Source organism: Pseudomonas taetrolens (assembly GCF_900475285.1).
GTDB lineage: Bacteria > Pseudomonadota > Gammaproteobacteria > Pseudomonadales > Pseudomonadaceae > Aquipseudomonas > Aquipseudomonas taetrolens.
In genome coordinates, this window is the sequence record NZ_LS483370.1 from 4,553,513 (window position 1) to 4,576,895 (window position 23,383).

The window sequence follows — 23,383 nt, forward strand, 5'->3', positions numbered from 1 at the left end:
GCAGTTTCAGTGCAGAGGTTTAGATCGCGCTCAACTCGATCAGGCAACAACGACCCTTGACCATGATGTCCAGCAATTCATGGTTGCCGTTGAGCTGCAGGCAATCGTAGCGCCCCAGCTGTTCGTGATGGGTGTTACCCAGCTGCGCATAGACCTGTTCGCTGGCGCTGAAAATCAGCACCGTATGGGCCGAACTGAACAACTTCTGTGGCGTGGCAGCGTCCAGCCATTGCAACCGTGCCCTGTAACGGTCAGGGGCATAGATCAGGTTGAAGTCGCGAATCGGTCCATCCGTGAGCGTGCAGTTGACTGCACTTTCACCCTTGAAGGCGAAAGCGTCGAACGGCAACAGTGGTCGGGTCAATTGACCATCAACGTCCAGGCTCATGCCCGCACCTTGAAGCACGCTGATCACGCGCTGATAGCCGTCAAAACGGGAAAACCCGCCTGACTCGCCGATATCTGCAATCGACAGACGCCAGCCAAAGCCTTCAAGGCCCTCGCCGGCATCGCGGGTGATTTCTTCGGTACTGCCGCCGCCATTTTTCCAGGGCATGCGCGGGTAATCGGCGGCGCGTAACACTTTCAGCTCGTTCATTTACTGAAACGTCCTTCGAGACGATGACGGGAACCGGGGTGAATCAGGCGGGCAGCCGTCACGGGCTGGCGGCCTGACCATGTGCGGCGGCGTATCAGCAAGCAGGGCTCGCTGGGCTCGATTTGCAGCAGCTTGCACTCTTGCGGGTCAGCGAGAATCGCTTCAACCACGTGCTCGCCTTCTGTCAGCGGCGCGACCTGGGACAAATAGGCGTAAGGCGTTTGCAGAGTGAAATCTTGCTTGAGGTAGTCCGGTGCCACCTGGGCATTCACGAAACGGTCCTCAATTTGCACGGCAATCCCGTTTTCGTAATGGACGATCAACGAGTGAAAGACCTTCTGCCCTTCGCGCATATCGAGTACGGCGGCACGTTCGGAGCCTGCAGTTTCTTCGCCCAGGGTAATGACCTTGCAGCTGTGCTGATGGCCGCGTGCAGCAATTTCATCGGCGATATTGTTGACTTCAAACAACGCCGATTGGGTTTTGGGTTCAGCTACGAATGTACCGACACCCTGCATGCGGACCAACAAGCCGTCGGCGGTCATCTCACGCAGCGCACGGTTAATGGTCATGCGGCTGAAACCCAACTGGCTGACCAGTTCGCTTTCAGAAGGCACGCGGTAATGCGGCGGCCAGTTACCACTCTGAATTTGTTGAGTGATCATCTGCTTTACTCGGGCGTAAAGCGGTGCCGGGCTGTCGCCCATGTGGGCAGCCAGCGGGGACACGACAGGCGGAGTCGACACAGGCAATCCTTGTTCATGAGTTAGGGGACGTAGCTTGCCGGAGTTTACCGGGCAGGCAAACGTCTGTATATGTATATACAAATAACAAACCATGGGGTCTGAACCGATGTCCGTCTTTTTTGCTGAGCGTGCGCTCTTACCGACAGGCTGGGCTACCGATGTCCGTATTGAGGTCAGCGCCGAAGGCTATCTGACTCACATTCATACCAATGCCGACGCACACGGCGCCGAACGTCTCAACGGGCCTCTGCTGCCGGGCATGCCGAATCTGCATTCCCATGCGTTCCAGCGTGCAATGGCCGGTTTGGCTGAAGTGGCCGGCAACCCGAATGACAGCTTCTGGACCTGGCGCGACCTGATGTATCGGCTGGTGGGTAAAATCAGCCCCGAGCAGCTCGGCGTCATCGCCCGTCAGTTGTATATCGAGATGCTCAAGGCCGGTTACACCTCGGTCGCGGAGTTCCATTACGTGCATCACGATACCGCCGGACAGCCCTATGCCAATCCGGCGGAGCTGGCGCTGCGCATCAGCGAAGCCGCAAGTTCGACAGGGATCGGCCTGACCTTGCTGCCGGTTCTCTACAGCCATGCAGGTTTTGGCGGCCAGACCCCGAATGAAGGTCAGCGCCGCTTTATCAACAGCACCGAGCAGTACCTGAAACTGCAACAGCAACTCAAGCCGCTGCTGGCGCAACACCCGATGCAACAGCTGGGTCTGTGTTTCCACTCGCTGCGCGCCGTCACCCCGGAACAAATCCAGCAGGTCTTGCACGCCAGCGATTCGACCTGCCCGGTGCATATCCACATTGCCGAACAGCAAAAGGAAGTCGACGACTGCTTGGGATGGAGCGGCAAACGCCCCATCCAGTGGCTGTATGACAATGTTGATGTCGATGCACGCTGGTGCCTGGTGCACGCCACCCATGCCAACGCTGACGAAGTCCGTCTGATGGCGCAAAGCCAGGCCGTAGCCGGGCTGTGCCTGACCACCGAAGCCAACCTGGGAGACGGTATTTTCCCGGCAGTGGATTACCTCGCCCAAGGAGGCCGTCTGGGCATCGGCTCGGACAGCCATGTCTCGTTAAGCGTGGTCGAAGAGCTGCGGTGGCTGGAGTATGGCCAGCGCTTGCGTGATCAGCGCCGTAACCGGTTGTATCGCAGCGATCAGCCAATGGTGGGCCGAACCCTGTACGACGCAGCTCTGGCCGGTGGTGCACAAGCCATGGGCCAACCGGTTGCCGGTCTGGCCGTTGGCCAGCGCGCCGACTGGCTGGTGCTCGACGGTAACGACCCGTACCTGGCCACGGCTCAGGACGACGCCATTCTCAATCGCTGGTTGTTTGCCGGCGGCGATCGCCAGGTACGCGATGTGCTGGTGAACGGCCAGTGGGTGGTTCGCGATGGCCGCCACGCCGATGAAGAAGCCAGTTGCCGCGATTTCACCCGGGTGCTGCGCGAGCTGTTGGGCTAGCCAATACCCGCCCGTGTAGCCGCCGCAGGGGCTACACGGGCGGAATCCGTAGAGGTGGCGCATCCAATCGGGCTTTACGACTGCTGCGCAGCCGGACGTAGCCTCGCTGAGCTCGGCAACTGCTACGATCTGTAGTCGCAAAGCTGCGGTGCTTGATCGGCAACAGAGTATCTACAGAGAAAGCAGTTCTTTCGCAGCCCATTCACGGACGTCGGCGTACGGATAGTTTTCCAAAGCCGCAAATCCCGGAATGGCTCGTGCCTTCATTTTGGTAAACAACGGCACACTGATTCCGCACAGAAAACGTGTCAGGCGTTCCGCCGGGGGATAACTCCCGACGAACGCCTGATGCCTGTGGATAAAATCGCCGCACAGCGCTGCAACGTTTTTATCCACAAGCGGCAACAGTGCAGGAGGCTCAGGCAACTGTGCGACCTGACCCGCGCACACCGAACAATGCCCGCACAGCTGCGGCGCCTGCTCGTCACCAAAATACTGCGCCAGACGATAGCTCAGGCAGGTATCACTGGCAAATAACGCCAGCATTGCATGGATGCGCACGATCTCGCCGTGCTCATGGGCCGTGAAGTAACGGTGCAGCTCCTGACTCAGTGCTTGCGGATCGAAGTCACTCACCAGCACGCTGTAGACCTCTGTCATTTGCTTGCTTTCAAGCTCGATCCAGCCCTTCTCCTGGAAGTAATCCAGCGCTTTGACCACCCGATTGCGGTCGGCCTGGTGCTGCGCGTACAACGCGTCGAAATTGACCGTGGCCCAGGTTCGGGCGCGGCTGGAGGTCTGGATGATCGCTGAAACAAACTGCTGGCGCTCACCCTCGAACCTGGCCAGCAGGACTTCAGGGTCAATCAGGAACTTGAAGCGGTATTCGGCAAAGTAGGCATAACGCGGCGCAATCAGGCCCCGTAATTCCAGCTGCACCAACAAGGTTTTGAGCGGCAACTGACGAATATTGCTCTGATCGGACAAAGGTAACAGCATGAATTCCCACTGCCCTTCGGGAATCGCTGCCCGCAGTTCATCGAGCACACAGCGGATACCTTGCAGCTCAGGCGTATCGCCGTACACAAAGTTTTCCAACACGTTGAGGCTGTCACGATTGGCAAGCACCAGACACTCGGATGGCTGGCCATCGCGCCCAGCCCGGCCAATTTCCTGACTGTAGTTCTCAATCGACTTGGGCAAGTCGAAATGCACCACATTACGGATATCGCTTTTATCGATCCCCATGCCAAATGCAATGGTCGCCACGATGCAATTCAATTGCCCGCTCATGAACTGGCGCTGAATGCCTTCACGCTGATCATGAGGCAACCCGGCGTGATAAGCGTTGGCGCTGATGCCATGCTGGTTCAGGTGATAGGCAATCTGCTCGGCGGTCTTTTGCAAGGTGACATACACAATGCTCGGCTGGCCGCTGCGTTCGCCCATCCACTGCACCAGACGCTCACGCTTGGCGGCACCGGAGACGGGTTCGACCCACAGATCGAGATTGGCGCGATAGAAACCGGTGGTGACAACGTCCGATTCTGCAATCGAAAATTTGGCCTGCATGTCCGCAATCACATTCGGCGTCGCGGTCGCCGTCAGCAACAAGGCCTGCGGGATGTTGAACTGGCGCTGGTAGTCGGGGAGCTTCAAGTAATCCGGGCGGAAGTTATGCCCCCATTCGGAAATACAGTGCGCTTCATCCACCACCAGCAATGAAATCGGTACCTGCTGCAAAAAGTTACGGAAGCGCTCGTTCTTCAGGCGCTCGACCGAAATCATCAGAATCTTCAGTTCGCCGGCTTTGGCCCGTGCCATCACCGCACTGGCGTCCTCCCGGCTTTGGGCCGAATCAATACTGGCCGCGGCAATCCCGTGGCGTTGCAAAAACGCCAGTTGATCCTGCATCAACGCCAGCAGAGGCGACACCACCAGTGTCAGGTGCGGCAAGAGCAGCGCAGGCAGTTGGTAACACAAAGACTTGCCCGACCCCGTCGGAAAAATCGCCGCCGCCGAACGCCCGTCCAGCACGGCACCGATCGCCGCTTCTTGCCCGGCACGAAACTGGGGATAGCCGAAAACCTGTTCCAGGGTGTTATGCATCACTGTCACTCCATTGACCGCTGCAAAGCGCAAAACTTTATCGCGAGATATACAGTCGATCGAGAAAAGGTCGGGGGCAAATTGAGAGGGGATGATACAGGGTCAGGCGGGATGCCTCGAATGCAGACGAAAACCTCAGTGAAGGCGTTTTTTTGCTGCTTTGCAGGCGCCATTGTCATCACGTCGACCTACATCAAGCACCAGAACCACCAAGCGATAATAGAAATATCCCCCGCTTTCACGTAGGTGCCCCTGGGGTCTTTTTCAGATCGGTTACAGAGGCAGCGACTTTAGCGAGCATGGCAAGTGTCATGATATGACCTCATATCTGTGTGTGAGGGGTGACTCATTCCTTATGCGTGTAAATCTTCTGAGTCAGAATGCCTCGATGCCAGAGGTTGAATGCAGGCGCTGAATAAAACTCACCCTCTGGGAATCGACTAACCAGCACCGAAAGCAGCACCATCAAAAGAATGTTCAAAGACACCTTTAAAAGCACACTTAACATCAAGTAAACCGCCTTACGGACCTTCCATGATGAAACTCGCCGCCGACCTCCCTGACACCCACACCCTGCGCGAGCTGATGCAGTTGCTGCATGAAGAAATCGGCCTGCCGGAACACAAAACCATCAGCCTGAGGACATCAATCAACGGGGACTTGGGCTGCAATGGCTCGGATGCCCAACACCTGATGGAAACACTTGAGGAACGATTCGGGCTGGAACTGGCCGATTACGATGCGTACCGTTATTTTCAGCCCGCGGGCAATGACCCGCACTTCAAGCGCAGCGCCAAAGGCCGGGGCGACAAGGTGCCACTGACCATCGGCATGCTGTATGCGGCCATCCAGAGCGGCCAATGGGATACGCGAACCCTGGAAGGCTGAATCGCAGACACAAAAAAACCGCCCTTTCAGGCGGTTTTTTTGTGGATCAACGCACTGGCCGAATGCTTACGCCTTCGGGCCGGCAGCCTTGATCGCGTCGCTGACGTCGAACTTCTTGAAGTTCTCAGCGAACAGGCCAGCCAATGCTTTGGCAGCTTCGTCGTAGGCAGCGGTGTCAGCCCACGTGTTGCGTGGGTTGAGCAGAACAGTGTCGACGCCCGGAACGGCCAACGGCACGTCAAGGTTGATGGTGTCGAGGTGCTCGGTTTCGGCGCCAACCAGAACACCGCTCTGGATCGCTGCAATCACCGCACGGGTAGTCGGGATGTTGAAACGCTTGCCAACACCGTAGCCACCACCGGTCCAGCCGGTGTTGACCAGGTAAACCTTGGAGCCGAAGCCGCGGATGCGCTTGATCAGCAGCTCAGCGTATTCGCCAGCCGGACGCGGGAAGAACGGTGCACCAAAGCAGGTGGAGAATGTCGACTTGATGCCGCTGCCCGAACCCATTTCAGTCGAGCCCACCAGTGCGGTGTAGCCAGACAGGAAGTGGTAAGCCGCTTGCTCTTCGCTGAGGATCGACACCGGTGGCAAGACGCCAGTCAGGTCGCAGGTCAGGAAGATCACAGCGTTTGGCTCCCCGCCCAGGTTCTTCTCGGAACGCTTGGCAACGTGCTCCAGCGGATAGGCGGCACGGCTGTTCTGGGTCAGGCTGACATCGGCATAGTCGGCGTGCTTGGCCTCGTCGATTACAACGTTTTCCAGGACGGCACCGTGCTTGATGGCTTTCCAGATGACCGGCTCGTTCTTCTCGGACAGGTCGATGCACTTGGCATAGCAACCGCCTTCGATGTTGAACACCACGCCTTCGCCCCAGCCGTGTTCATCATCACCGATCAGGTAACGGCTTTCATCAGCGGACAGGGTGGTTTTACCGGTGCCGGACAGGCCGAAGAACAGGGTCACATCGCCTTCTTCACCAATGTTGGCGGCGCAGTGCATCGGCAGTACGTCGGCAGCAGGCAGCAGGAAGTTCTGCACCGAGAACATGGCTTTCTTCATTTCACCGGCGTAACGCATGCCGGCGATCAGCACTTTTTTCTGGGCGAAGTTGAGAATCACGCAACCGTCGGAGTTGGTGCCATCGCGCTCAGGTACGCACTCGAAGTTGGCCACATTGAGCACTTGCCACTCGTCACGGCCAGCCGGGTTGTACTGAGCCGGGTTGATGAACAGGCAACGACCGAACAGATTCTGCCAGGCAGTCTGGGTGGTCATTTTCACGGCCAGGTAGTGGTCTTCGGAAGCCCCTACATGCACGTAGGAAACGAAATGCTCTTGCACGTTGTTGAAAGCCTCAACGCGATCCCACAGGGCATCGAACTTGTCAGCCGGGAACTTGCGGTTGATCGGGCCCCAGGCAATTGCAGCCTGAGTGGTCGGCTCTTCAACAATGAAACGGTCAGCCGGTGAACGGCCGGTACGGTGTCCGGTTTTGACAACCAGTGCGCCGGTGTCGGCAAGCTCGCCTTCACCACGGCTCAGGGCTTCTTTGACCAGATCGTCGATGCTCAGATCGGTGTACACGGCGTTATTAGCTTGCGTCATTAGGTTCCCCGTCGGCCATTGGCCGATTGCGCCAAACGTTTTGTAGTAGAAAAAATTGCACTACTACCGCGAAAAAAGTGGGCCGGATTATGCCAGAAAAGCCCAAAAAGAGTAGGCCCCACCTGTCAGAACCGCGTAAGAACGGGCTTTGACAGGTGTTTTACCTGCGCTGAAACGTTTTAGTGCTGAGTCCCGGAAGGCGACTCAACCCCGGCACCGGCAAACAATTGATCCACGTCTGCAGCATCGAACAGGTAACGCTCGTTACAAAATTGGCAGTCAATTTCGAGATGGCCGCCGTGCTCACTGACCACTTTTTGTGCATCTTCCAGGCCCAGGCTGGTCAATGCATTACCGGAGCGCTCACGCGAACAGCTGCACTTGAACTCAATGGCCTGACCGTCAAACAGACGTACTGTTTCTTCGTGATAGAGGCGATGCAAAATAGTTTCGTTATCCAGCCCCAGCAACTCCTCGGCCTTGAGCGTATCGCCCAGCATCAGTAACTTGCTCCAACTGTCGGCACGCTCGTCTTCGTCTTCGATGACGTCGGCAGGCAGTTGCTGCAAGAACATGCCTCGAGCACGCTGCCCATCAGCGACCAGCCAGAAACGGGTCGGCACTTGCTCGGACATCACAAAATAGTTGGTGAAGCAATCTGCCAGCGTTGTGCCGTTCAGATCTACGATGCCCTGGTAGCGCTTGCCCACGGTCGGGTCAATGGTAATGGCCAACACGCCGTTGGGCAGCAGGTCTGCCAGGGTGGCATCCGCCGCGATCTTGTCCGCGTCGAAACGTGCCAGACCGCGTATTTCACGCTCACTGGTGCACTCGATCATCAACAAGGGCACCGGGCCTTCAGAGCGGGCCTGCAGGCTAAGCAAACCGTCAATCTTCTGGTTGCCCACCAGCAACGCAGCCGCCGCCATCAGCTCGCCCAACAGCTGTTGTACCGGCTGTGGATAGTTGTGTTTGGCCAACACTTCGGCGTAGCTGTGCTCCAGAGAAGCCAACTCGCCGCGGGCGTCATTGCTGTCGAACATGAAACGTTGTGTAGCATCTGTTTTGTGTAAATCGGACATAAGAATAGAGTTCTGAATGGGTGACAAAATGTGTTCAAGTCTAACAAAGCGCGGAATCAAACGCTGACAGCGGGAACAGCCCGCAAACTAATAAACCTATATGGCGCCGTACATGGACGGTTACAAGTCATACGTGCACAGACTCGACGTACGGCCTTCAGGACTGGCTCACTCCACACTGCCGGCGCCATGAAATTGATGCAGTTGACGGCGTTGTTTCTTGGTCGGCTTGCCGTCCGTACTGATGCCCATCGCTCCCGCTTTGCGCAAGGCGGCTGCGTTTTCACGCTTGACGATGCTTTGCTCGGTTTCGGCGTACAGCAACTGGGCTTGTGGAGCACCACCCCGCACCGTAGACAGCGCTTTGACTTCAACGGTGCGCTCTTCAAGCCCTACGCGAATTTGCAGTTCATCGCCCACGCGTGGCTCCTTGCCCGGCTTGCAGCGCTCGCCGCGACAGTGAACCTTGCCGCTCTCGATCGCTGCTTTGGCCAAGGCACGGGTTTTATAAAAACGTGCCGCCCATAGCCACTTGTCCAGCCGGATCTTGTCGTCCTCTGCCTGCTTCTGCGCCATTTGGATTCCTCTTCTTTCAAATAGTCGGAACTGTACTACCACTTCTGATGATCCAAGGAATCAAACCAGCCGATAGAATGCCCAGCACGGGAGTAGCCTACACGTAGATAACTGTCGCCATTTGCCGGATATTCTGCGTGAATACCGCTGAAGGCTTTCCAGCCCTCGCCGATGATTGACCTGCAGGGTTTCTCCTGCTGCCCGGATACGTTAAACGCTGGTTATTTATATTGAAGACTTTTGACCATTTGACCGTTGTCGGTCTGCGCGAGTGGGTGGCGCTTCCCGATCTGGGAGTCGCGGGCCTGCGGGCGAAAATCGACACCGGTGCCAGTACCTCCAGCCTGCACGCTACCGAAATCGAGCCATTCGAGCGCGACGGTGTGAAATGGGTTCGTTTCAATGCCCATCTGGGCACCTTGGTCCAGTTGCGTCACCGCCACTGCGAAGCGCCGCTGGTTGCGATGAAAACCATTAAAAGCTCCAACGGCCATGCGCAGGTGCGCTATGTGATTCGCACGGGCCTGGCACTGGGTGATCGCGTCTGGGAGGTCGAATTCACCCTCGCCTGCCGAAAATCCATGCGCTATCGCCTGCTACTGGGCTCCAAAGCCCTGGTCCACGGTCAATTGGTCGTTAACCCGGGGCTCAAATACGTACAAGACAAGCCGGTATTTCCGGTCACTACTACCTCTGCCACAGGTGTTGCATGAAGATCGCTGTGCTGTCGCGTAACCCGCGTCTGTATTCCACTCGTCGTCTGGTTGAAGCCGGGACCGAACGAGGCCATGAAATGGTAGTGATCGATACCCTGCGCGCCTATATGAACATTGCCAGTCATAAGCCGCAGATCCACTATCGCGGCAAGCCGATCGAAGGCTTTGACGCGGTGATCCCGCGCATTGGCGCTTCGGTCACGTTTTATGGCTGCGCGGTCTTGCGCCAGTTCGAAATGATGGGGGTCTTCCCGCTCAACGAGTCGGTGGCCATTGCCCGTTCGCGGGACAAGTTGCGCTCGCTGCAACTGCTGTCACGCCGCGGCCTGGGCTTGCCGGTCACCGGATTTGCCCACTCGCCGGATGACATCCCCGACTTGATCGAGATGGTCAACGGTGCTCCGCTGGTGATCAAGGTACTGGAAGGAACGCAAGGCATCGGTGTGGTGCTGTGCGAAACCGCCACCGCTGCCGAGTCGGTGATCGAGGCCTTCATGGGCCTCAAGCAAAACATCATGGTGCAGGAATACATCAAGGAAGCCGGCGGCGCCGATATTCGCTGCTTTGTCGTGGGTGACAAGGTCATCGCAGCCATGAAGCGCCAGGCCAAGCCGGGGGAGTTCCGCTCCAACCTGCATCGGGGTGGCAGCGCCAGCCTGATCAAAATCACGCCCGAAGAGCGCATGACCGCGATCCGTGCTGCCAAGGTCATGGGATTGAGTGTGGCCGGGGTTGATATCCTGCGCTCCAACCACGGCCCTCTGGTGCTGGAGGTCAACTCATCGCCAGGGCTGGAAGGTATTGAAACCACCACGGGCAAGGACGTAGCCGGGATCATCATTGAGCATCTCGAGAAGAACAGCGGCCCGAACATGACCCGCACCAAAGGCAAAGGCTAAGCACTGATGTAGCCGCTGCCGCAGGCTGCGATAAGGGCCGAAGAACCTTGAACAACAGGGGCGCTGCGCACCCCATCGCAGCCTGCGGCAGCGGCTACAGAATTCCCGTCGAGACTACACTGCGCCTCGTGGCAGCATCAGGCCCAGTGGCAAGCGCACCCGTGCTTCCAGACCTCCACCCGCGCGGTTACGCAACTCGACATTGCCACCGTGCATGGAGGCGATACGCTTGACGATTGCAAGGCCCAACCCTGTGCCCTTGCCGCCTCGCGCCCGGTCACCGCGAATGAACGGATTGAAGATGTCTTCGAGTTCGGCAGGATCAATCCCCATGCCGCGGTCCATGACACTCAACACCACATAGGGAGCGCTGGTGTCTCCAGATACATAAGCCGCCACTTCAACATCTTCGCCCGCATGGTGCAGAGCATTGCCGATCAGGTTATTGAGCAGGCGCTTCATCGACACCCTGCGCAGCGGAAACGGCTGAATGGGCTGCAGCCGCAAGCGCACTTTCTCTTCATTCTGGTTGTAAGGCGCCACCACTTCACGGATCAGTTCACACAGGTCGACTTCTTCGACCGGCTCATCTCGGCCATCTCGAATAAATGCCAGAAACTGGTCTAGGATGGCGTCCATGTCTTCAATGTCGCGCACCATGTCGTCTGTCAGGTCACTGTGGTTACCCATCAACTCCAGAGACAGCCGCAAGCGCGTCAGCGGGGTTCGCAGATCATGGGACACGCCCGCCAGCATCAGCTCGCGCTCACGACCCGCCTGCTCGACATCCTCAGCCATTTGGTTGAATGCACTGTACACCTCGGTCATTTCACTGGGCGTGTCGCTGATCGGCAGGCGCACACTGCGCCCCTGCCCCAACTGACGTGCGGCATAGACCAGGCGTTTCAATGGCTGGTTGAGCTGGCTGACGAAAATCCACGCCGAGGCGGTGGACAACAACCCGATGGCCAGGAACCACCCCAGTACACTCCAGATCTTCTGCCCCCGCAACGGATGCGGGTACAGCGGGACTTTCAGCCATCCATCACCCAGGCTCGGTGCCCGCACCCACAACGCAGGCGGCGCATGCACCCGCAGCCGGACCTCGGTGTCAGCCCCCAGCTCAGCCTGCATCTGACGCTGGTAAATTTCACTGTAAGGCCAGTGTTGCTCGCCCTCGGGCACACCGCCCCCCACGACACGGATCAAACCGGCCGCATCGGCAATCTTGTTGCGGTCTTCTTCATCCGCAGCCCAGTAAGCCCGCAGGGTCAGCGCCACGCCGTGACTGTATTGGCGATCAACCAGCACGTCCTCGTTCATCAACAGATAAACCAGCGTCAGCGCCTTGGAAAACAGGACAACGATCAGGACCAGCCAGAGAGTGCGGGAGAAAAAGCTTTGGGGAAACCAGAGAGGGGTTTTCATAGACAGCTGCTTTTACACTTTGCAGGAGCGAGTTCGGAGACCCGCAAAAAGTTGGATCGCGAGCCACGCTGGCGCTGGGACACGCTGCGTGGCTCGCTCCTACAAATGATCAATCACTTGGCGGCATTACCATCCGGCACGAACACATAACCTACGCCCCAGACAGTCTGGATATAGCGCGGTTTGGAAGGATCGGGTTCGATCATGCGGCGCAAGCGGGAAATTTGAACGTCGATTGAACGCTCCAGGGCATCCCATTCACGACCACGCGCCAGGTTCATCAGCTTGTCGCGGGTCAACGGCTCGCGGGCATGCATGACCAGAGCTTTGAGCACCGCGAACTCACCGGTGGTGAGCATGTGAACTTCATCGCCACGCTTGAGCTCACGGGTTGCCAGCGACAATTCGTAATCACCGAAGGTGACGCTTTCGTCTTCGCTGCCCGGTGCACCCGGCACCGGAGCCGATTGACGGCGCAATACCGCACGCACCCGGGCCATCAGCTCATCAGGGTTGAACGGTTTGGCCAGGTAGTCGTCGGCACCCAGTTCCAGGCCCTTGATACGACTCAACTCATCGCCCTTGGCGGTGAGCATGATGATCGGTACCCGATTGTTCGCTGCGCGCAGACGGCGGCAGGCTGACAGGCCATCTTCACCGGGCAGCATCAGGTCCAGCACCACAAGGTTGAACACCTCGCGTGCCAGCAAACGGTCCATTTGTTCAACGTTAGGCACAGCGCGGGCACGATAGCCCTTGCTGACGAAGAAACGTTCCAGCAGGCTGCTCAGCCCGGGATCGTCATCAACGATGAGGATTTTTTCGCCTTCAGCAGTTTGTGCAGTGCTGCTCATTGGATGCTCCTTTGATCTCGGCGCGCATTATGGCTTAGCTGCTGTTATACGCATCGTGTGCATTGTTAGCAGATTTTTCCTTCACAACCAGCACCAGGATCATTGCAAGCACAGCGCGCTGTCCCCTGAATCCGGGAACGCTGGTTATAATGCGCCGCCTTTTGTGTCAGGCAATCTTGGATTTTTAATGATTGCGGCAGGATTTATTTTTTCAACGGACGCCGTAATTTTCTGATTTCGCGGGTCAACAGGCTGCCCTTTTGGCCCAGGTAGCGGTGCCTTCCAGGCCGCTCAACCAGCCTCGCAAGCCTTAAAGCCCGGGCGTGCGAGCCTGCATCACAATTTGTCAGGTGGATTTATGGACAGCATCAACAGCCGCATCGCCGAAGAACTTGGCGTGCGCCCGCAGCAGGTCGAAGCGGCCGTCGCTCTTCTGGATGAAGGCTCCACCGTACCCTTCATTTCTCGCTACCGTAAGGAAGTGACAGGCAGCCTGGATGACACCCAGTTACGCCATCTGGAAGAACGCCTGCGCTACCTGCGTGAACTCGACGAACGGCGTATCAGCATCCTCGCCAGCATCGAAGAGCAAGGAAAATTGACCCCCGAGCTGGCCCGCGACATCAAGCTCGCTGACACCAAGACCCGCCTCGAAGACTTGTATCTGCCGTACAAGCAAAAGCGCCGCACCAAGGGCCAGATCGCCCTGGAAGCCGGCCTCGGCGAGCTGGCTGACGGCCTGTTCAACGATCCTGGCCTGAGCCCTGAAACCGAAGCCGCACGCTTTGTCGACGCCGAAAAAGGGGTCGCCGACGTCAAGGCAGCACTCGATGGCGCCAAGTACATCCTCATGGAGCGCTTCGCTGAAGACGCCAGCCTGCTGGACAAGCTGCGCAGCTTCCTGAAGCAGGAAGCCACCCTCAGCGCCCGTGTGATCCCGGGCAAGGAAGAGGAAGGCGCCAAGTTCCGCGACTACTTCGAACACGACGAGCCGCTCAAAAGCATGCCGTCGCACCGCGCACTGGCGATTTTCCGTGGCCGCAACGAAGGGATTCTCAGCTCCTCGCTCAAAGTGGGTGAAGAGCTGCCCGGCAGCATGCACCCCGGGGAGATGATGATCGCCGAGCGCTTCGGCCTGCAGAATCAAAACCGCCCGGCAGACAAATGGCTGAGTGAAGTGGTGCGCTGGACCTGGAAGGTCAAGCTGTACACCCACCTCGAAACCGACTTGCTGGGTGAACTGCGTGACGCCGCAGAAACCGAAGCGATCAATGTGTTCGCCCACAACCTGCATGACTTGCTGCTGTCCGCTCCCGCGGGCCCGCGTGCAACCCTCGGCCTGGACCCGGGCCTGCGCACCGGCTGCAAACTGGCCGTGGTCGATGCCACGGGCAAACTGCTCGAGTACGCCACCGTCTACCCCCACGTACCGCACAACAAGTGGGACCAGACCATCGCCGTCATGGCCGCCCTGTGCGCCAAGCATTCGGTTGAGCTGATCGCCATTGGCAACGGCACCGCCAGCCGTGAAAGCGACAAACTGGTGGCCGATCTGGCCAAAAAATACCCGGCACTGAAAGTCACCAAAGTGATGGTTTCGGAAGCAGGTGCCTCGGTGTACTCGGCGTCGGAACTGGCCGCCAAGGAATTTCCCGATCTGGACGTATCGATCCGTGGTGCGGTGTCGATTGCCCGACGCCTGCAAGATCCACTGGCCGAACTGGTGAAGATCGATCCGAAATCCATCGGCGTCGGTCAATACCAGCACGACGTGTCCCAGCTCAAGCTGGCACGCGGGCTGGACGCGGTGGTTGAAGACTGCGTGAACGCCGTCGGCGTGGACGTGAACACGGCGTCAGTCGCGCTGCTGGCCCGTATTTCCGGGCTCAACGCCACACTGGCACAAAACATCGTCAATCATCGTGACGAAAACGGCGCGTTCAAAACCCGGGCAGCGCTGAAGAAAGTCAGCCGTCTGGGCGAAAAAACCTTCGAACAAGCCGCAGGCTTTTTGCGTGTGATGAATGGCGACAACCCTCTGGACAGCTCGGCCGTTCACCCGGAAGCCTACCCGCTGGTCAAGCGCATTGCTTCGGACACCGAGCGCGACATTCGCTCGCTGATCGGTGACGCCAGCTTCCTCAAACGCCTTGATCCCAAGAAATTCACCGATGAAACTTTCGGCCTGCCAACGGTCACCGACATCCTGCAAGAGCTGGAAAAACCCGGTCGCGACCCCCGCCCTGAATTCAAGACTGCCGAATTCCAGGAAGGCGTCGAAGACCTCAAAGACCTGCAACTAGGGATGATTCTGGAAGGTGTCGTCACCAACGTGACCAACTTTGGGGCCTTCGTCGATATCGGCGTACACCAGGACGGTCTGGTGCACATCTCGGCCTTGTCCGAGAAGTTCATCAAAGACCCGCGTGAAGCCGTGAAAGCCGGTGACGTGGTCAAGGTCAAGGTCATGGAAATCGACATCCCGCGCAAACGTGTCGGCCTGTCGATGCGCATGAGCGACACCCCCGGCGAGAAAATCGACGGTGCTCGCGGCGCACGCCCCGGCTCGGCCCCACGCCAGCACAACACGGCGCCACGCAAAGAAAGCGTTGCCGCCGCGCCGAGCAATAATGCGATGGCTTCGCTGTTTGCCAACGCCAAACAGTTGAAGAAACGCTAATGTCGCTCCCCGATAGCCTGACCCAAAGTGCCTACAGCACATTAATCGGTTGCCGCGTGCAGTCTGTGGAAAACGGCGTAGCGCACGTTGCGCTGAGCCTGGAACCTCAGCTGCGCAACCGCGCCGGCAAGCTGCACGGAGGCGCCCTGTTCAGCCTGGTTGATATCAGCATGGGCCTGGCGTGCTCCAGCTCCCACGGCTTCGACCAGCAGAGCGCCACCATCGAGTGCAAGATCAACTACATGCGGGCCGTGTCTGAAGGCGATGTGCTGTGCATCGCCAAAGTCATCCACCCGGGCAGACGCACGCTGGTGGTCGAAGCTGACGTGTTGCAAGGCGACAAGCTGGTCGCAAAAGCACAAGGCACCTTCGCTGTCCTGTAGCGGTCCCTGGGTCATTTGAGTTAATTTCGGCACTGCAAATGCGGTGCTGAAATGCGCTCGGAGCGCCAAGGGCCGAATACAGGCATGCAACAACGTTTTACTTACCAACGCCAGGCGACCACGCCAGTTTCAACTTCACCCTTGTAGACCGTCCTGACCACCCCCATATTGGGGCGACTGACGCGTGAAGGAATCCAACTTGAGCCAACTTCTCAACCGCCGCCTGGCTCTGCTCAGCGAGCACACTCATCTCACCTTGCTGGGGCAATGCCTGCACGGTATCGAACGTGAATGCTTGCGCGTTACCGCGGATGCCCGTTTGGCGCAGACCCCGCACCCCGAAGAACTGGGCTCGGCCCTGACCAACGATCAGATCACCACCGACTATTCCGAGTCGCTGCTGGAATTCATCACCCCGGCCCTGCCAGACCCGGCAGACACGCTGGCCAGCCTCGACAAGATCCATCGCTTTGCCTACAGCAAGCTCGGCGACGAGTACCTGTGGAGCCCTTCGATGCCGTGCCCGTTGCCGGCCGAAGAAGATATCCCGATCGCGTACTACGGCACGTCCAATATCGGGCAGCTCAAGTACGTTTATCGCAAGGGCCTGGCGCTGCGTTACGGCAAGACCATGCAGTGCATCGCCGGGATCCATTACAACTTCTCGCTGCCCGAAGCGCTGTGGCCCGTACTCAAGCAGGCCGAAGGTTTTGTCGGCACCGACCGCGACTACCAGTCGAGCGCCTACATCGCGCTGATTCGTAACTTCCGCCGCTACAGCTGGCTGCTGATGTACCTGTTTGGCGCCTCGCCTGCACTGGATGCCGGCTTCCTGCGCGGTCGTGCACATCAGCTGGAACAGCTGGATGCCGAAACGCTTTACCTGCCGTATGCCACCAGCCTGCGCATGAGCGACCTGGGCTACCAGAGCAATGCCCAGGCCGGTTTGACGCCGTGCTACAACGACCTCGACAGTTACACCGACAGCCTGCGCAAAGCCGTCGCCACGCCTTATGCACCCTACGTCGAAATCGGTACGCACAAGGATGGCGAGTGGGTACAACTGAACACCAACATCCTGCAAATCGAAAACGAGTACTACTCCAACATCCGCCCCAAGCGCGTGACCTATACCGGCGAACGTCCGATCCAGGCCCTGGTGTCGCGTGGCGTGCAATACGTTGAAGTGCGTCTGCTCGACATCAACCCGTTCCTTCCCGTGGGCATTGATCTGCCGGAATCCCGCTTCCTGGACGCCTTCCTGCTGTATTGCGCGCTGGAAGAAAGCCCGCAATTCGACAGTTCGGCCTGTGGCAGCTGCACCTCGAACTTCTTGAGCGTGGTCAAGGAAGGTCGCCGTCCGGGCCTGCAATTGCAGCGCGACGGCCAAGCCGTCGACATGAAGGAATGGGCCACCGAGCTGATGGAACGCATTGCCCCACTGGCGGCCTTGCTCGATCAAAGCCACGGCAGCGACCTGCACAGCAAAGCGCTGAATGAACAACTGAACAAGGTCAAGGACGTATCGCTGACCCCGTCAGCCAAAGTCCTGGCCAGCATGGTCGAGCACAAGGAAAGCTTCGCCCAGTTCTCGATGCGCCAGAGTCTGGCGCACGCCGAGTTCTTCCGCAGCGAACCGCTAAGCCCTGAAGACCTGGCTGCTTTCGAAGAAAAAGCCCGTCAGTCCTTGCTCGAACAAACCGAGACCGAACAAAAGGAAGAAGGCGACTTCGACCTGTTTGTAGCCTCGTACCAAGCGAGCATTCTGGCGATCAGTAATTGAGTATTGCGCCAAAAAGCTGGCACTCGATGCCGCGCTGGATAAAGACGGGGGAGCGTCATGCCTGGGCTTCGCACTATTTGTGCGACATGGGCAAGGCCGTGATCGATGAACTGTGTTTGCAGGAGTTTTGAGGGGCCGCAGACACACCACAACCCTGTAGGAGCGAGCTTGCTCGCGATGCAGACAACGCGGTTGGGATGACAGACCGCGCTGATCCTGTCGCGAGCACGCTCGCTCATGCAGAAGGGTGTGGCTTTAAAGAGCTTTCTCGAAGATCTTCGAATTACGCTGGAAGTTGTACAGCGAGGCCCGCGCCGCTGGCAGGCGCTCCACGCTGCTTGGCTCAAAGCCGCGCTCACGGAACCAATGGGCAGTACGGGTCGTGAGGACGAACAAGGTCTTCAAGCCCTGCGTCCGCGCACGGTTTTCGATGCGTTCCAGCAGTTCATCGCCACGACGACCATGACGGTACTCCGGATTCACCGCCAGGCACGCCAGCTCACCCGCGTCCGAATCGGCAATCTGGTACAGCGCCGCACAGGCGATGATCATGCCTTCACGCTCAACCACGCTGAACTGTTCGATCTCGCGTTCCAGCACTTCCCGCGAGCGGCGCACCAGAATGCCCTGCTCTTCCAGCGGGCTGATCAGGTCGAGCAAGCCGCCAACGTCTTCAATCGCCGCTTCACGCGTCACTTCAAACTGCTCTTGCGCCACCAGCGTGCCGCCACCATTGCGGGTGAACAACTCGGTCAGCAGCGCGCCATCTTCGGCGTAGCTGACGATATGGCTGCGGGCCACGCCGCCACTGCACGCCTCAGCCGCAGCTTCGAGCAATTCGGCCTGGTAATCGCTGCCCAGACGCCGCATGTGAGCCGGCACCTGCTGGGGGCGCAACTCGCGTACCAATCGCCCTTGCTCGTCGAGCAAACCCGATTCAGCGCCGAACAGCAGCAGTTTGTCTGCGCCCAGGTCGATGGCCGCACGGGTGGCGACATCTTCACAGGCCAAATTGAAAATTTCACCGGTCGGTGAGTAACCCAATGGCGAAAGCAGCACGATCGAACGCTCATCCAGCAAGCGATTGATGCCCTTGCGATCAACCCGGCGCACTTCGCCGGTGTGGTGATAGTCCACACCATCCAGCACCCCGATCGGGCGTGCGGTGACCAGGTTGCCGCTGGCGACACGCAAGCGCGACCCTTGCATCGGCGATGACGCCATGTCCATCGACAAGCGCGCTTCAATCGCTATGCGCAACTGGCCTACGGCGTCGATCACACATTCCAGGGTCGGTGCATCGGTGATGCGCATGCCCTTGTGGTAATGCGGAACCAGACCCCGGGCTTCGAGGCGGCTTTCGATTTGCGGGCGCGAACCATGGACCAGCACCAACCGCACACCCAGGCTGTGCAACAGCACCAGGTCGTGAACGATATTGCCAAAGTTGGAATGCGCCACACCGTCGCCGGGGAGCATGACCACGAAAGTGCAATCGCGGTGGGCGTTGATGTAGGGAGACGCGTGACGCAGCCAGTTAACGTAATCGGGCATAACTAAAGCCTGTAAAAAATGAGCCGCCTAAAAAGGGGAGAAACAGCTAACGCACAACGGGCTGATAGTTATCGTCGAAACAGTCTTGGCGACACGCGTGCTCTCCTTGTGTGTACGGACCTGGGCATCGGCGATTTACTGCGCCGAAGGGGTCAGGCAATAGTGGGTGATCAGTTGACTTAATAGACGCACTGTCGGCTGCAAACGTGACATTTCGAGGTATTCCCCCGGCTGATGCGCGCAGGCGATGTCGCCCGGGCCCAGCACCACGGTTTCGCAGCCAAGCTGCTGAAGATAAGGCGCTTCGGTGCCAAACGCTACTGCTTCGGCGCGATGCCCAGTGAGGCGCTCGGCGACACGCACCAACTCGGCATCGGCGGCCTGTTCGAACGGCGGCACACCGGCCGCAATCGGGGCAAAATCGATCTTCACTTGATGCCGCTCGGCCAAAGGCTGCAGCTTGCTGCGAATGATTGCACGCAATGCGTTCGGGTCCATCCCCGGCAAAGGTCGCAGGTCGAACTCCAGCGAACATTGACCGCAAATCCGGTTGGGATTATCGCCACCGTGGATGCAGCCGAAGTTCAGGGTCGGCTGCGGCACACTGAACTGGGAGTTGCGATATTCGTGCAGCCATTGCTGACGCAGGCCTTTCAACTCGCTGATGGCATCATGCATGGCTTCCAGGGCGCTGTGGCCCAGGCTTGGATCGGACGAGTGGCCGCTACGCCCCAAAATGTCGATACGCTCCATCATCACGCCCTTGTGCATGCGGATCGGCTTGAGCCCGGTGGGCTCGCCAATGATCGCCACACGCCCCAGCGGACGGCCCGCTTCAACCAGGGCCCTGGCGCCGGCCATGGAAGTTTCTTCGTCGCAGGTGGCAAGAATCAGCAGCGGTTGCTTGAACGGTTGATCGAGCAGCGGGCGAACGGCTTCGATGATCAGGGCGAAAAAACCTTTCATGTCGCAACTGCCCAGGCCAACCCAGCGATTATCGACTTCGGTCAACATGAGCGGATCGGTCTGCCACAGTGCTTCATCGTAGGGCACGGTGTCGCTGTGACCTGCCAGCACCAGCCCGCCGGGCCCGCTGCCAAAACTGGCGAGCAAATTGAATTTGCCGGGACTGACCTGCTGGATATCGCAACTGAAACCCAATTCAGCGAGCCAGGTGGCCAGCAAGTCGATAACGGCACGATTGGATTGATCCAGATGGGCTTGGGTGCAACTGACCGACGGCGTGCCAATCAAGGCAGCGAATTGCTCTTTCAGGGAAGGTAAAGGCATGCGCTGACATCCTGTTAGCTGGGCAAGTCCCATCATAGAGCCATCTGTGCTGCAGAATAAACCCGCGCGGCCCGCCAGGCCGGCTTGTCCTGTACACTGCACGGCCTTGGCAGCCACACTTTTCCCGGCTGCGCACCGATCCTGGATTTTCCGGCCATGCAGAAAGAAACCGAAATCAAACTCCGCGTCAGCCGCGAAACCCTCGCCGCCCTGCGCGAGCACCCTTTGCTGAAAAAGCGCAACAAAAGTGGCTGGGAAAGCCGTGAGTTGTTGAACCAGTACTTCGACACGCCTGAGCGCGACCTGGCCAAGGCCAAGGTTGCCCTGCGCCTGCGTCGTGACGGCGAAGACGTTATCCAGACCCTCAAGACCCGTGGCCAAAGCATTGCCGGGCTGTCTGAACGTAACGAGTACGACTGGAACCTGCCCAAAGCCAAGCTCGACATCAAAAAGCTCGACGGCGAATGCTGGCCTGAAGAACTGGCCGAGCTGGACAAAAAAACCCTGAAGCCGATTTTCACCACGGATTTCGTCCGTGAACGTGCTGAAATTTCCTGGGGCCGCGGCAAGGCCAAAGTCGTGATCGAGGCCGCTCTCGACCTGGGTCACGTCATCGCCGGCAAGCAGAAAGAAGAAATCTGCGAGCTGGAACTCGAGCTGCGCGAAGGTGAGCCGGCTGCTTTGCTGGAACTGGCCGCCGAGCTGGCCGAAAAGCTGGCCCTGATGCCGTGTGACATCAGCAAGGCCGAACGTGGTTATCGCCTGTTCGACGCCAACAGCTACGCCGTGAGCTTGCCAGCCCCCGAACTGACACCTGAAATGCCGCTGGACGACGCTTTCACCGCGCTGGCCTGGCACCTGCTGGGCAGCAGCCAGCGTCTGGCTGAGCAGTATCGTTTCAATGGCCACTGGCGCCTGCTGCAAGACTGGGTTCAGCAGCTGATTGATCTGCGCGCGCTGGTCAGCAGCCTTGGACAAGCCGCTCCGCGTCCTTCGACGCAAGCCTTGCGTGCCGCGCTCGACGCCTTGCTCGAAGACTGGCGCCCGCTGGTCAACGTGGGTCAGGACGACGAAGACGTGCGTAAAGCCGCACCTGAGCAGTTCCTTGAGGAGTTGGAAGACCCGCGCTGGGGCCAGTTCTCGCTGAATACTTCACGCTGGCTGATGGCCCGCAGCTGGACCGTCGACCGCGGTACCACCCGTGGCAATCGCCAGGGTGCTGCACAGCTCGCCAGCTGGCTGCCGCGCCTGCTGTCGGACGAAGCGATTGCCTTGCGCTTGAATCGCTACCAGCAGCAACCTGAAGACCTGGCTGAGCAACTGCCACGCATCGAGCGGATTCAGGCCTGGTTGCGCCTGGCTCGCGGCGTGCTGGAAATTCCGGAAGTGGACCGTTTGTACGGCGAGATGAACAAGTTGCAGGACCTGGCCAACCAGCCAATCACTGATGACCTGGAGAGCAACGACGAATTGCTCAACGCTCGCAAACAACAAGCCATCGCTGTTTACCAGAACCGCGCCTGGAAGACCCTGCTGCGCGGCTAAGCCCTCAGCCAGCGCCCCTCAACGCAGGTTGAGGGGCGTTTCTTCGTTACTTCGTGCCTTTAGGCATCTCTGAATCCGGCGTTCGCCAAATCAAGCGTGTGGTGTCATAGCCCTGTTGCTGAGCCTTGCTGAGCAGCTCGTCACGGGCTTGCTGATCGATGTGCGGCTTGCGCGACAGCAACCACAAATAACGGCGGTCGGGGTTACCCACCAGCGCCGTACTGTAGTCGTCCCCCAAGTACAGCACCCAATAATCGCCTTTGGTCACGCCTGGCAGAAGGGTCGACACCCAATTATCGAACTCAACCCACAATTTATCGGTTTTGCCGGCCACTTGCGGGCTGGCTGTACCTTTGGCTTCCTGCCACTTGCCCTGAGCATCGCGGCAACGGTTCAACACCGCCACGTTGCCATCGGGCTTGAGGGTGTAGTGCGCTTCAGACTGTACGCAGTTGCGCTGGAAGATCATCGGCAGCCGCGCCTGTTCGTACCAGGTGCCCTGATAGCGCTTGAGGTCGACACTTTCGACGGTTTTCGGTGCCAGGGAATCCATCTCGGACGAGGCACACCCTGCCAACAACAGCGCGATGCCAAAGCTGGCCAAAAGACGTGTCATATTAAACGCTCCTGGTTCGTCTTATTTCAAACCCTGCCCCGAAAAGATCAGCACTTTATCGCCCGCATATTGCACGCTGATAAAGCTCGTCTGGTCGCCCCAGGTGCAACTCGACATCCCCAGCGCACCTGAACAATCGGTGGGTGTGCCGAGCAACTTCTCAACCTCGGCCTTGGTCATGCCCGACGAAAGCTTGGAGTAGTTCTCCTGATTAACCTTGCTGCACGCCGTCAGCAACACGCAGAACGACAACATCGCCACATAACGCAACTTCATGGAAAAGCTCCTGGATGAAAAGTCGGCAGAGTTGCCAGATGCAAGCTTAGAAGAGAAAAGCGCGGGCAGGTTCCCGGCGGGGAGAGGGATTTGTTGGGTGGGGTAATGCGAGGGAGGTTTTGTCCGTAGCCGCTACCGAAGGAACGAGGCTGTGTCCGATGGCGAAACAATCGTAAATCCAGAAATAGCGGTCCGTCTGAAACGCCGCGACTCGTGATGTTTGCTGAAACACTGTAGCCGCTGCCAAAGGCTGCGATAAGGGCCGAGGGCCCTTGACATCA

General features: G+C 58.6%; 21 protein-coding genes. 9 read left to right on the forward strand and 12 right to left on the reverse strand.

Annotated elements, in window-relative coordinates; translation table 11 throughout:
* Positions 1-19 precede the first annotated feature (19 nt).
* Both DQN55_RS20920 and hutC read right to left on the reverse strand, forming a co-directional pair.
* Positions 20-598, reverse strand: a complete 579-nt coding sequence (locus DQN55_RS20920) for a HutD/Ves family protein (RefSeq protein WP_048384019.1) — start codon at positions 596-598, stop codon at positions 20-22.
* Entirely contained in the window at positions 595-1,305 is a 711-nt protein-coding gene (gene hutC / locus DQN55_RS20925) for a histidine utilization repressor (RefSeq protein ID WP_172601068.1), read from the reverse strand. The genes DQN55_RS20920 and hutC overlap by 4 nt, the downstream gene beginning before the upstream one ends.
* Positions 1,306-1,450: 145 nt before the next feature.
* Between hutC and DQN55_RS20930 the strand changes: the two genes are divergently transcribed.
* Complete coding sequence (locus DQN55_RS20930; protein ID WP_048384041.1) at positions 1,451-2,815, forward strand: formimidoylglutamate deiminase; 1,365 nt, start codon at positions 1,451-1,453, stop codon at positions 2,813-2,815.
* A gap of 171 nt (positions 2,816-2,986) precedes the next feature.
* On the opposite strand, the gene DQN55_RS20935 is transcribed toward DQN55_RS20930, so the two are convergent.
* Entirely contained in the window at positions 2,987-4,924 is a 1,938-nt protein-coding gene (locus tag DQN55_RS20935) for a RecQ family ATP-dependent DNA helicase (RefSeq protein ID WP_048384015.1), read from the reverse strand.
* A 537-nt stretch (positions 4,925-5,461) separates the two neighbouring features.
* Between DQN55_RS20935 and DQN55_RS20945 the strand changes: the two genes are divergently transcribed.
* On the forward strand, positions 5,462-5,812 hold the full coding sequence (locus tag DQN55_RS20945; RefSeq protein ID WP_048384014.1) for a DUF1493 family protein: 351 nt from the start codon (positions 5,462-5,464) through the stop codon (positions 5,810-5,812).
* A gap of 66 nt (positions 5,813-5,878) precedes the next feature.
* Here the strand turns inward: DQN55_RS20945 and DQN55_RS20950 are convergent, their stop codons facing one another.
* The 3 genes from DQN55_RS20950 to DQN55_RS20960 form a co-directional block, all read right to left on the reverse strand.
* A complete protein-coding gene (locus DQN55_RS20950) occupies positions 5,879-7,420 on the reverse strand; it encodes a phosphoenolpyruvate carboxykinase (RefSeq protein ID WP_048384013.1) in 1,542 nt (513 codons plus the stop codon).
* 179 nt (positions 7,421-7,599) lie between these two features.
* Entirely contained in the window at positions 7,600-8,502 is a 903-nt protein-coding gene (gene hslO / locus DQN55_RS20955) for an Hsp33 family molecular chaperone HslO (protein ID WP_048384012.1), read from the reverse strand.
* Between the two features lie 168 nt (positions 8,503-8,670).
* The gene (locus tag DQN55_RS20960; RefSeq protein ID WP_048384011.1) at positions 8,671-9,078 is read right to left on the reverse strand and encodes an RNA-binding S4 domain-containing protein; all 408 of its coding nucleotides are present in this window, start codon (positions 9,076-9,078) and stop codon (positions 8,671-8,673) included.
* Positions 9,079-9,308: 230 nt separating this feature from the next.
* On the opposite strand from DQN55_RS20960, the gene rimB reads away from it, so the two are divergent.
* Positions 9,309-9,791: a retropepsin-like aspartic endopeptidase RimB gene (rimB, locus tag DQN55_RS20965; protein WP_048384009.1), complete on the forward strand. Its 483-nt coding sequence runs from the start codon at positions 9,309-9,311 to the stop codon at positions 9,789-9,791.
* On the forward strand, positions 9,788-10,693 hold the full coding sequence (gene rimK / locus DQN55_RS20970) for a 30S ribosomal protein S6--L-glutamate ligase (RefSeq protein WP_048384007.1): 906 nt from the start codon (positions 9,788-9,790) through the stop codon (positions 10,691-10,693). Before rimB ends, rimK begins: the two co-directional genes overlap by 4 nt.
* 114 nt (positions 10,694-10,807) lie before the next feature.
* Here rimK and DQN55_RS20975 read toward each other — a convergent pair whose 3' ends face one another.
* Both DQN55_RS20975 and ompR read right to left on the reverse strand, forming a co-directional pair.
* Positions 10,808-12,121, reverse strand: coding sequence for an ATP-binding protein (locus DQN55_RS20975; RefSeq protein WP_048384005.1), 1,314 nt, complete (start codon positions 12,119-12,121; stop codon positions 10,808-10,810).
* Positions 12,122-12,234: 113 nt separating this feature from the next.
* Positions 12,235-12,975 carry an osmolarity response regulator transcription factor OmpR gene (gene ompR, locus DQN55_RS20980; RefSeq protein ID WP_048384004.1) on the reverse strand — a complete coding sequence of 247 codons (741 nt, stop codon included), beginning with the start codon at positions 12,973-12,975 and terminating at the stop codon, positions 12,235-12,237.
* A gap of 358 nt (positions 12,976-13,333) precedes the next feature.
* On the opposite strand from ompR, the gene DQN55_RS20985 reads away from it, so the two are divergent.
* From DQN55_RS20985 to DQN55_RS21000, 4 genes are all read left to right on the forward strand, one after another.
* Entirely contained in the window at positions 13,334-15,655 is a 2,322-nt protein-coding gene (locus tag DQN55_RS20985) for a Tex family protein (RefSeq protein ID WP_048384003.1), read from the forward strand.
* Positions 15,655-16,038 (forward strand): PaaI family thioesterase, encoded by a 384-nt coding sequence (locus DQN55_RS20990; RefSeq protein ID WP_048384002.1) that lies wholly within the window; start codon positions 15,655-15,657, stop codon positions 16,036-16,038. The genes DQN55_RS20985 and DQN55_RS20990 overlap by 1 nt, the downstream gene beginning before the upstream one ends.
* Positions 16,039-16,237: 199 nt before the next feature.
* Positions 16,238-17,821, forward strand: coding sequence for a glutamate--cysteine ligase (gshA, locus tag DQN55_RS20995; RefSeq protein WP_048384000.1), 1,584 nt, complete (start codon positions 16,238-16,240; stop codon positions 17,819-17,821).
* A 26-nt stretch (positions 17,822-17,847) separates the two neighbouring features.
* Complete coding sequence (locus DQN55_RS21000; RefSeq protein ID WP_328587167.1) at positions 17,848-17,952, forward strand: DUF3077 domain-containing protein; 105 nt, start codon at positions 17,848-17,850, stop codon at positions 17,950-17,952.
* 124 nt (positions 17,953-18,076) lie between these two features.
* Here DQN55_RS21000 and argA read toward each other — a convergent pair whose 3' ends face one another.
* Positions 18,077-19,375, reverse strand: a complete 1,299-nt coding sequence (gene argA / locus DQN55_RS21005; protein ID WP_048383999.1) for an amino-acid N-acetyltransferase — start codon at positions 19,373-19,375, stop codon at positions 18,077-18,079.
* Between the two features lie 135 nt (positions 19,376-19,510).
* Positions 19,511-20,665 carry an acetylornithine deacetylase gene (gene argE, locus DQN55_RS21010; RefSeq protein ID WP_048383997.1) on the reverse strand — a complete coding sequence of 385 codons (1,155 nt, stop codon included), beginning with the start codon at positions 20,663-20,665 and terminating at the stop codon, positions 19,511-19,513.
* Between the two features lie 156 nt (positions 20,666-20,821).
* Between argE and DQN55_RS21015 the strand changes: the two genes are divergently transcribed.
* Entirely contained in the window at positions 20,822-22,210 is a 1,389-nt protein-coding gene (locus DQN55_RS21015) for a CYTH domain-containing protein (RefSeq protein ID WP_048383995.1), read from the forward strand.
* A gap of 46 nt (positions 22,211-22,256) precedes the next feature.
* On the opposite strand, the gene DQN55_RS21020 is transcribed toward DQN55_RS21015, so the two are convergent.
* Both DQN55_RS21020 and bamE read right to left on the reverse strand, forming a co-directional pair.
* Positions 22,257-22,826, reverse strand: coding sequence for a lipocalin family protein (locus tag DQN55_RS21020; protein ID WP_048383993.1), 570 nt, complete (start codon positions 22,824-22,826; stop codon positions 22,257-22,259).
* Between the two features lie 21 nt (positions 22,827-22,847).
* Complete coding sequence (gene bamE / locus DQN55_RS21025; RefSeq protein ID WP_048383990.1) at positions 22,848-23,102, reverse strand: outer membrane protein assembly factor BamE domain-containing protein; 255 nt, start codon at positions 23,100-23,102, stop codon at positions 22,848-22,850.
* Positions 23,103-23,383 lie beyond the last annotated feature (281 nt).

Coding starts and splice junctions, on each gene's coding strand:
- DQN55_RS21000 (WP_328587167.1), top strand. CDS start 17,848: ATGCCGCGCTGGATAAAGACGGGGGAGCGTCATGCCTGGGCTTCGCAC.
- argE (WP_048383997.1), bottom strand. CDS start 20,665: ATGCCTTTACCTTCCCTGAAAGAGCAATTCGCTGCCTTGATTGGCACG.
- argA (WP_048383999.1), bottom strand. CDS start 19,375: ATGCCCGATTACGTTAACTGGCTGCGTCACGCGTCTCCCTACATCAAC.
- DQN55_RS21020 (WP_048383993.1), bottom strand. CDS start 22,826: ATGACACGTCTTTTGGCCAGCTTTGGCATCGCGCTGTTGTTGGCAGGG.
- DQN55_RS21015 (WP_048383995.1), top strand. CDS start 20,822: ATGCAGAAAGAAACCGAAATCAAACTCCGCGTCAGCCGCGAAACCCTC.
- DQN55_RS20950 (WP_048384013.1), bottom strand. CDS start 7,420: ATGACGCAAGCTAATAACGCCGTGTACACCGATCTGAGCATCGACGAT.
- hutC (WP_172601068.1), bottom strand. CDS start 1,305: ATGGGCGACAGCCCGGCACCGCTTTACGCCCGAGTAAAGCAGATGATC.
- rimK (WP_048384007.1), top strand. CDS start 9,788: ATGAAGATCGCTGTGCTGTCGCGTAACCCGCGTCTGTATTCCACTCGT.
- DQN55_RS20985 (WP_048384003.1), top strand. CDS start 13,334: ATGGACAGCATCAACAGCCGCATCGCCGAAGAACTTGGCGTGCGCCCG.
- DQN55_RS20930 (WP_048384041.1), top strand. CDS start 1,451: ATGTCCGTCTTTTTTGCTGAGCGTGCGCTCTTACCGACAGGCTGGGCT.
- hslO (WP_048384012.1), bottom strand. CDS start 8,502: ATGTCCGATTTACACAAAACAGATGCTACACAACGTTTCATGTTCGAC.
- DQN55_RS20975 (WP_048384005.1), bottom strand. CDS start 12,121: ATGAAAACCCCTCTCTGGTTTCCCCAAAGCTTTTTCTCCCGCACTCTC.
- ompR (WP_048384004.1), bottom strand. CDS start 12,975: ATGAGCAGCACTGCACAAACTGCTGAAGGCGAAAAAATCCTCATCGTT.
- DQN55_RS20945 (WP_048384014.1), top strand. CDS start 5,462: ATGAAACTCGCCGCCGACCTCCCTGACACCCACACCCTGCGCGAGCTG.
- DQN55_RS20990 (WP_048384002.1), top strand. CDS start 15,655: ATGTCGCTCCCCGATAGCCTGACCCAAAGTGCCTACAGCACATTAATC.
- DQN55_RS20920 (WP_048384019.1), bottom strand. CDS start 598: ATGAACGAGCTGAAAGTGTTACGCGCCGCCGATTACCCGCGCATGCCC.
- DQN55_RS20935 (WP_048384015.1), bottom strand. CDS start 4,924: ATGCATAACACCCTGGAACAGGTTTTCGGCTATCCCCAGTTTCGTGCC.
- DQN55_RS20960 (WP_048384011.1), bottom strand. CDS start 9,078: ATGGCGCAGAAGCAGGCAGAGGACGACAAGATCCGGCTGGACAAGTGG.
- bamE (WP_048383990.1), bottom strand. CDS start 23,102: ATGAAGTTGCGTTATGTGGCGATGTTGTCGTTCTGCGTGTTGCTGACG.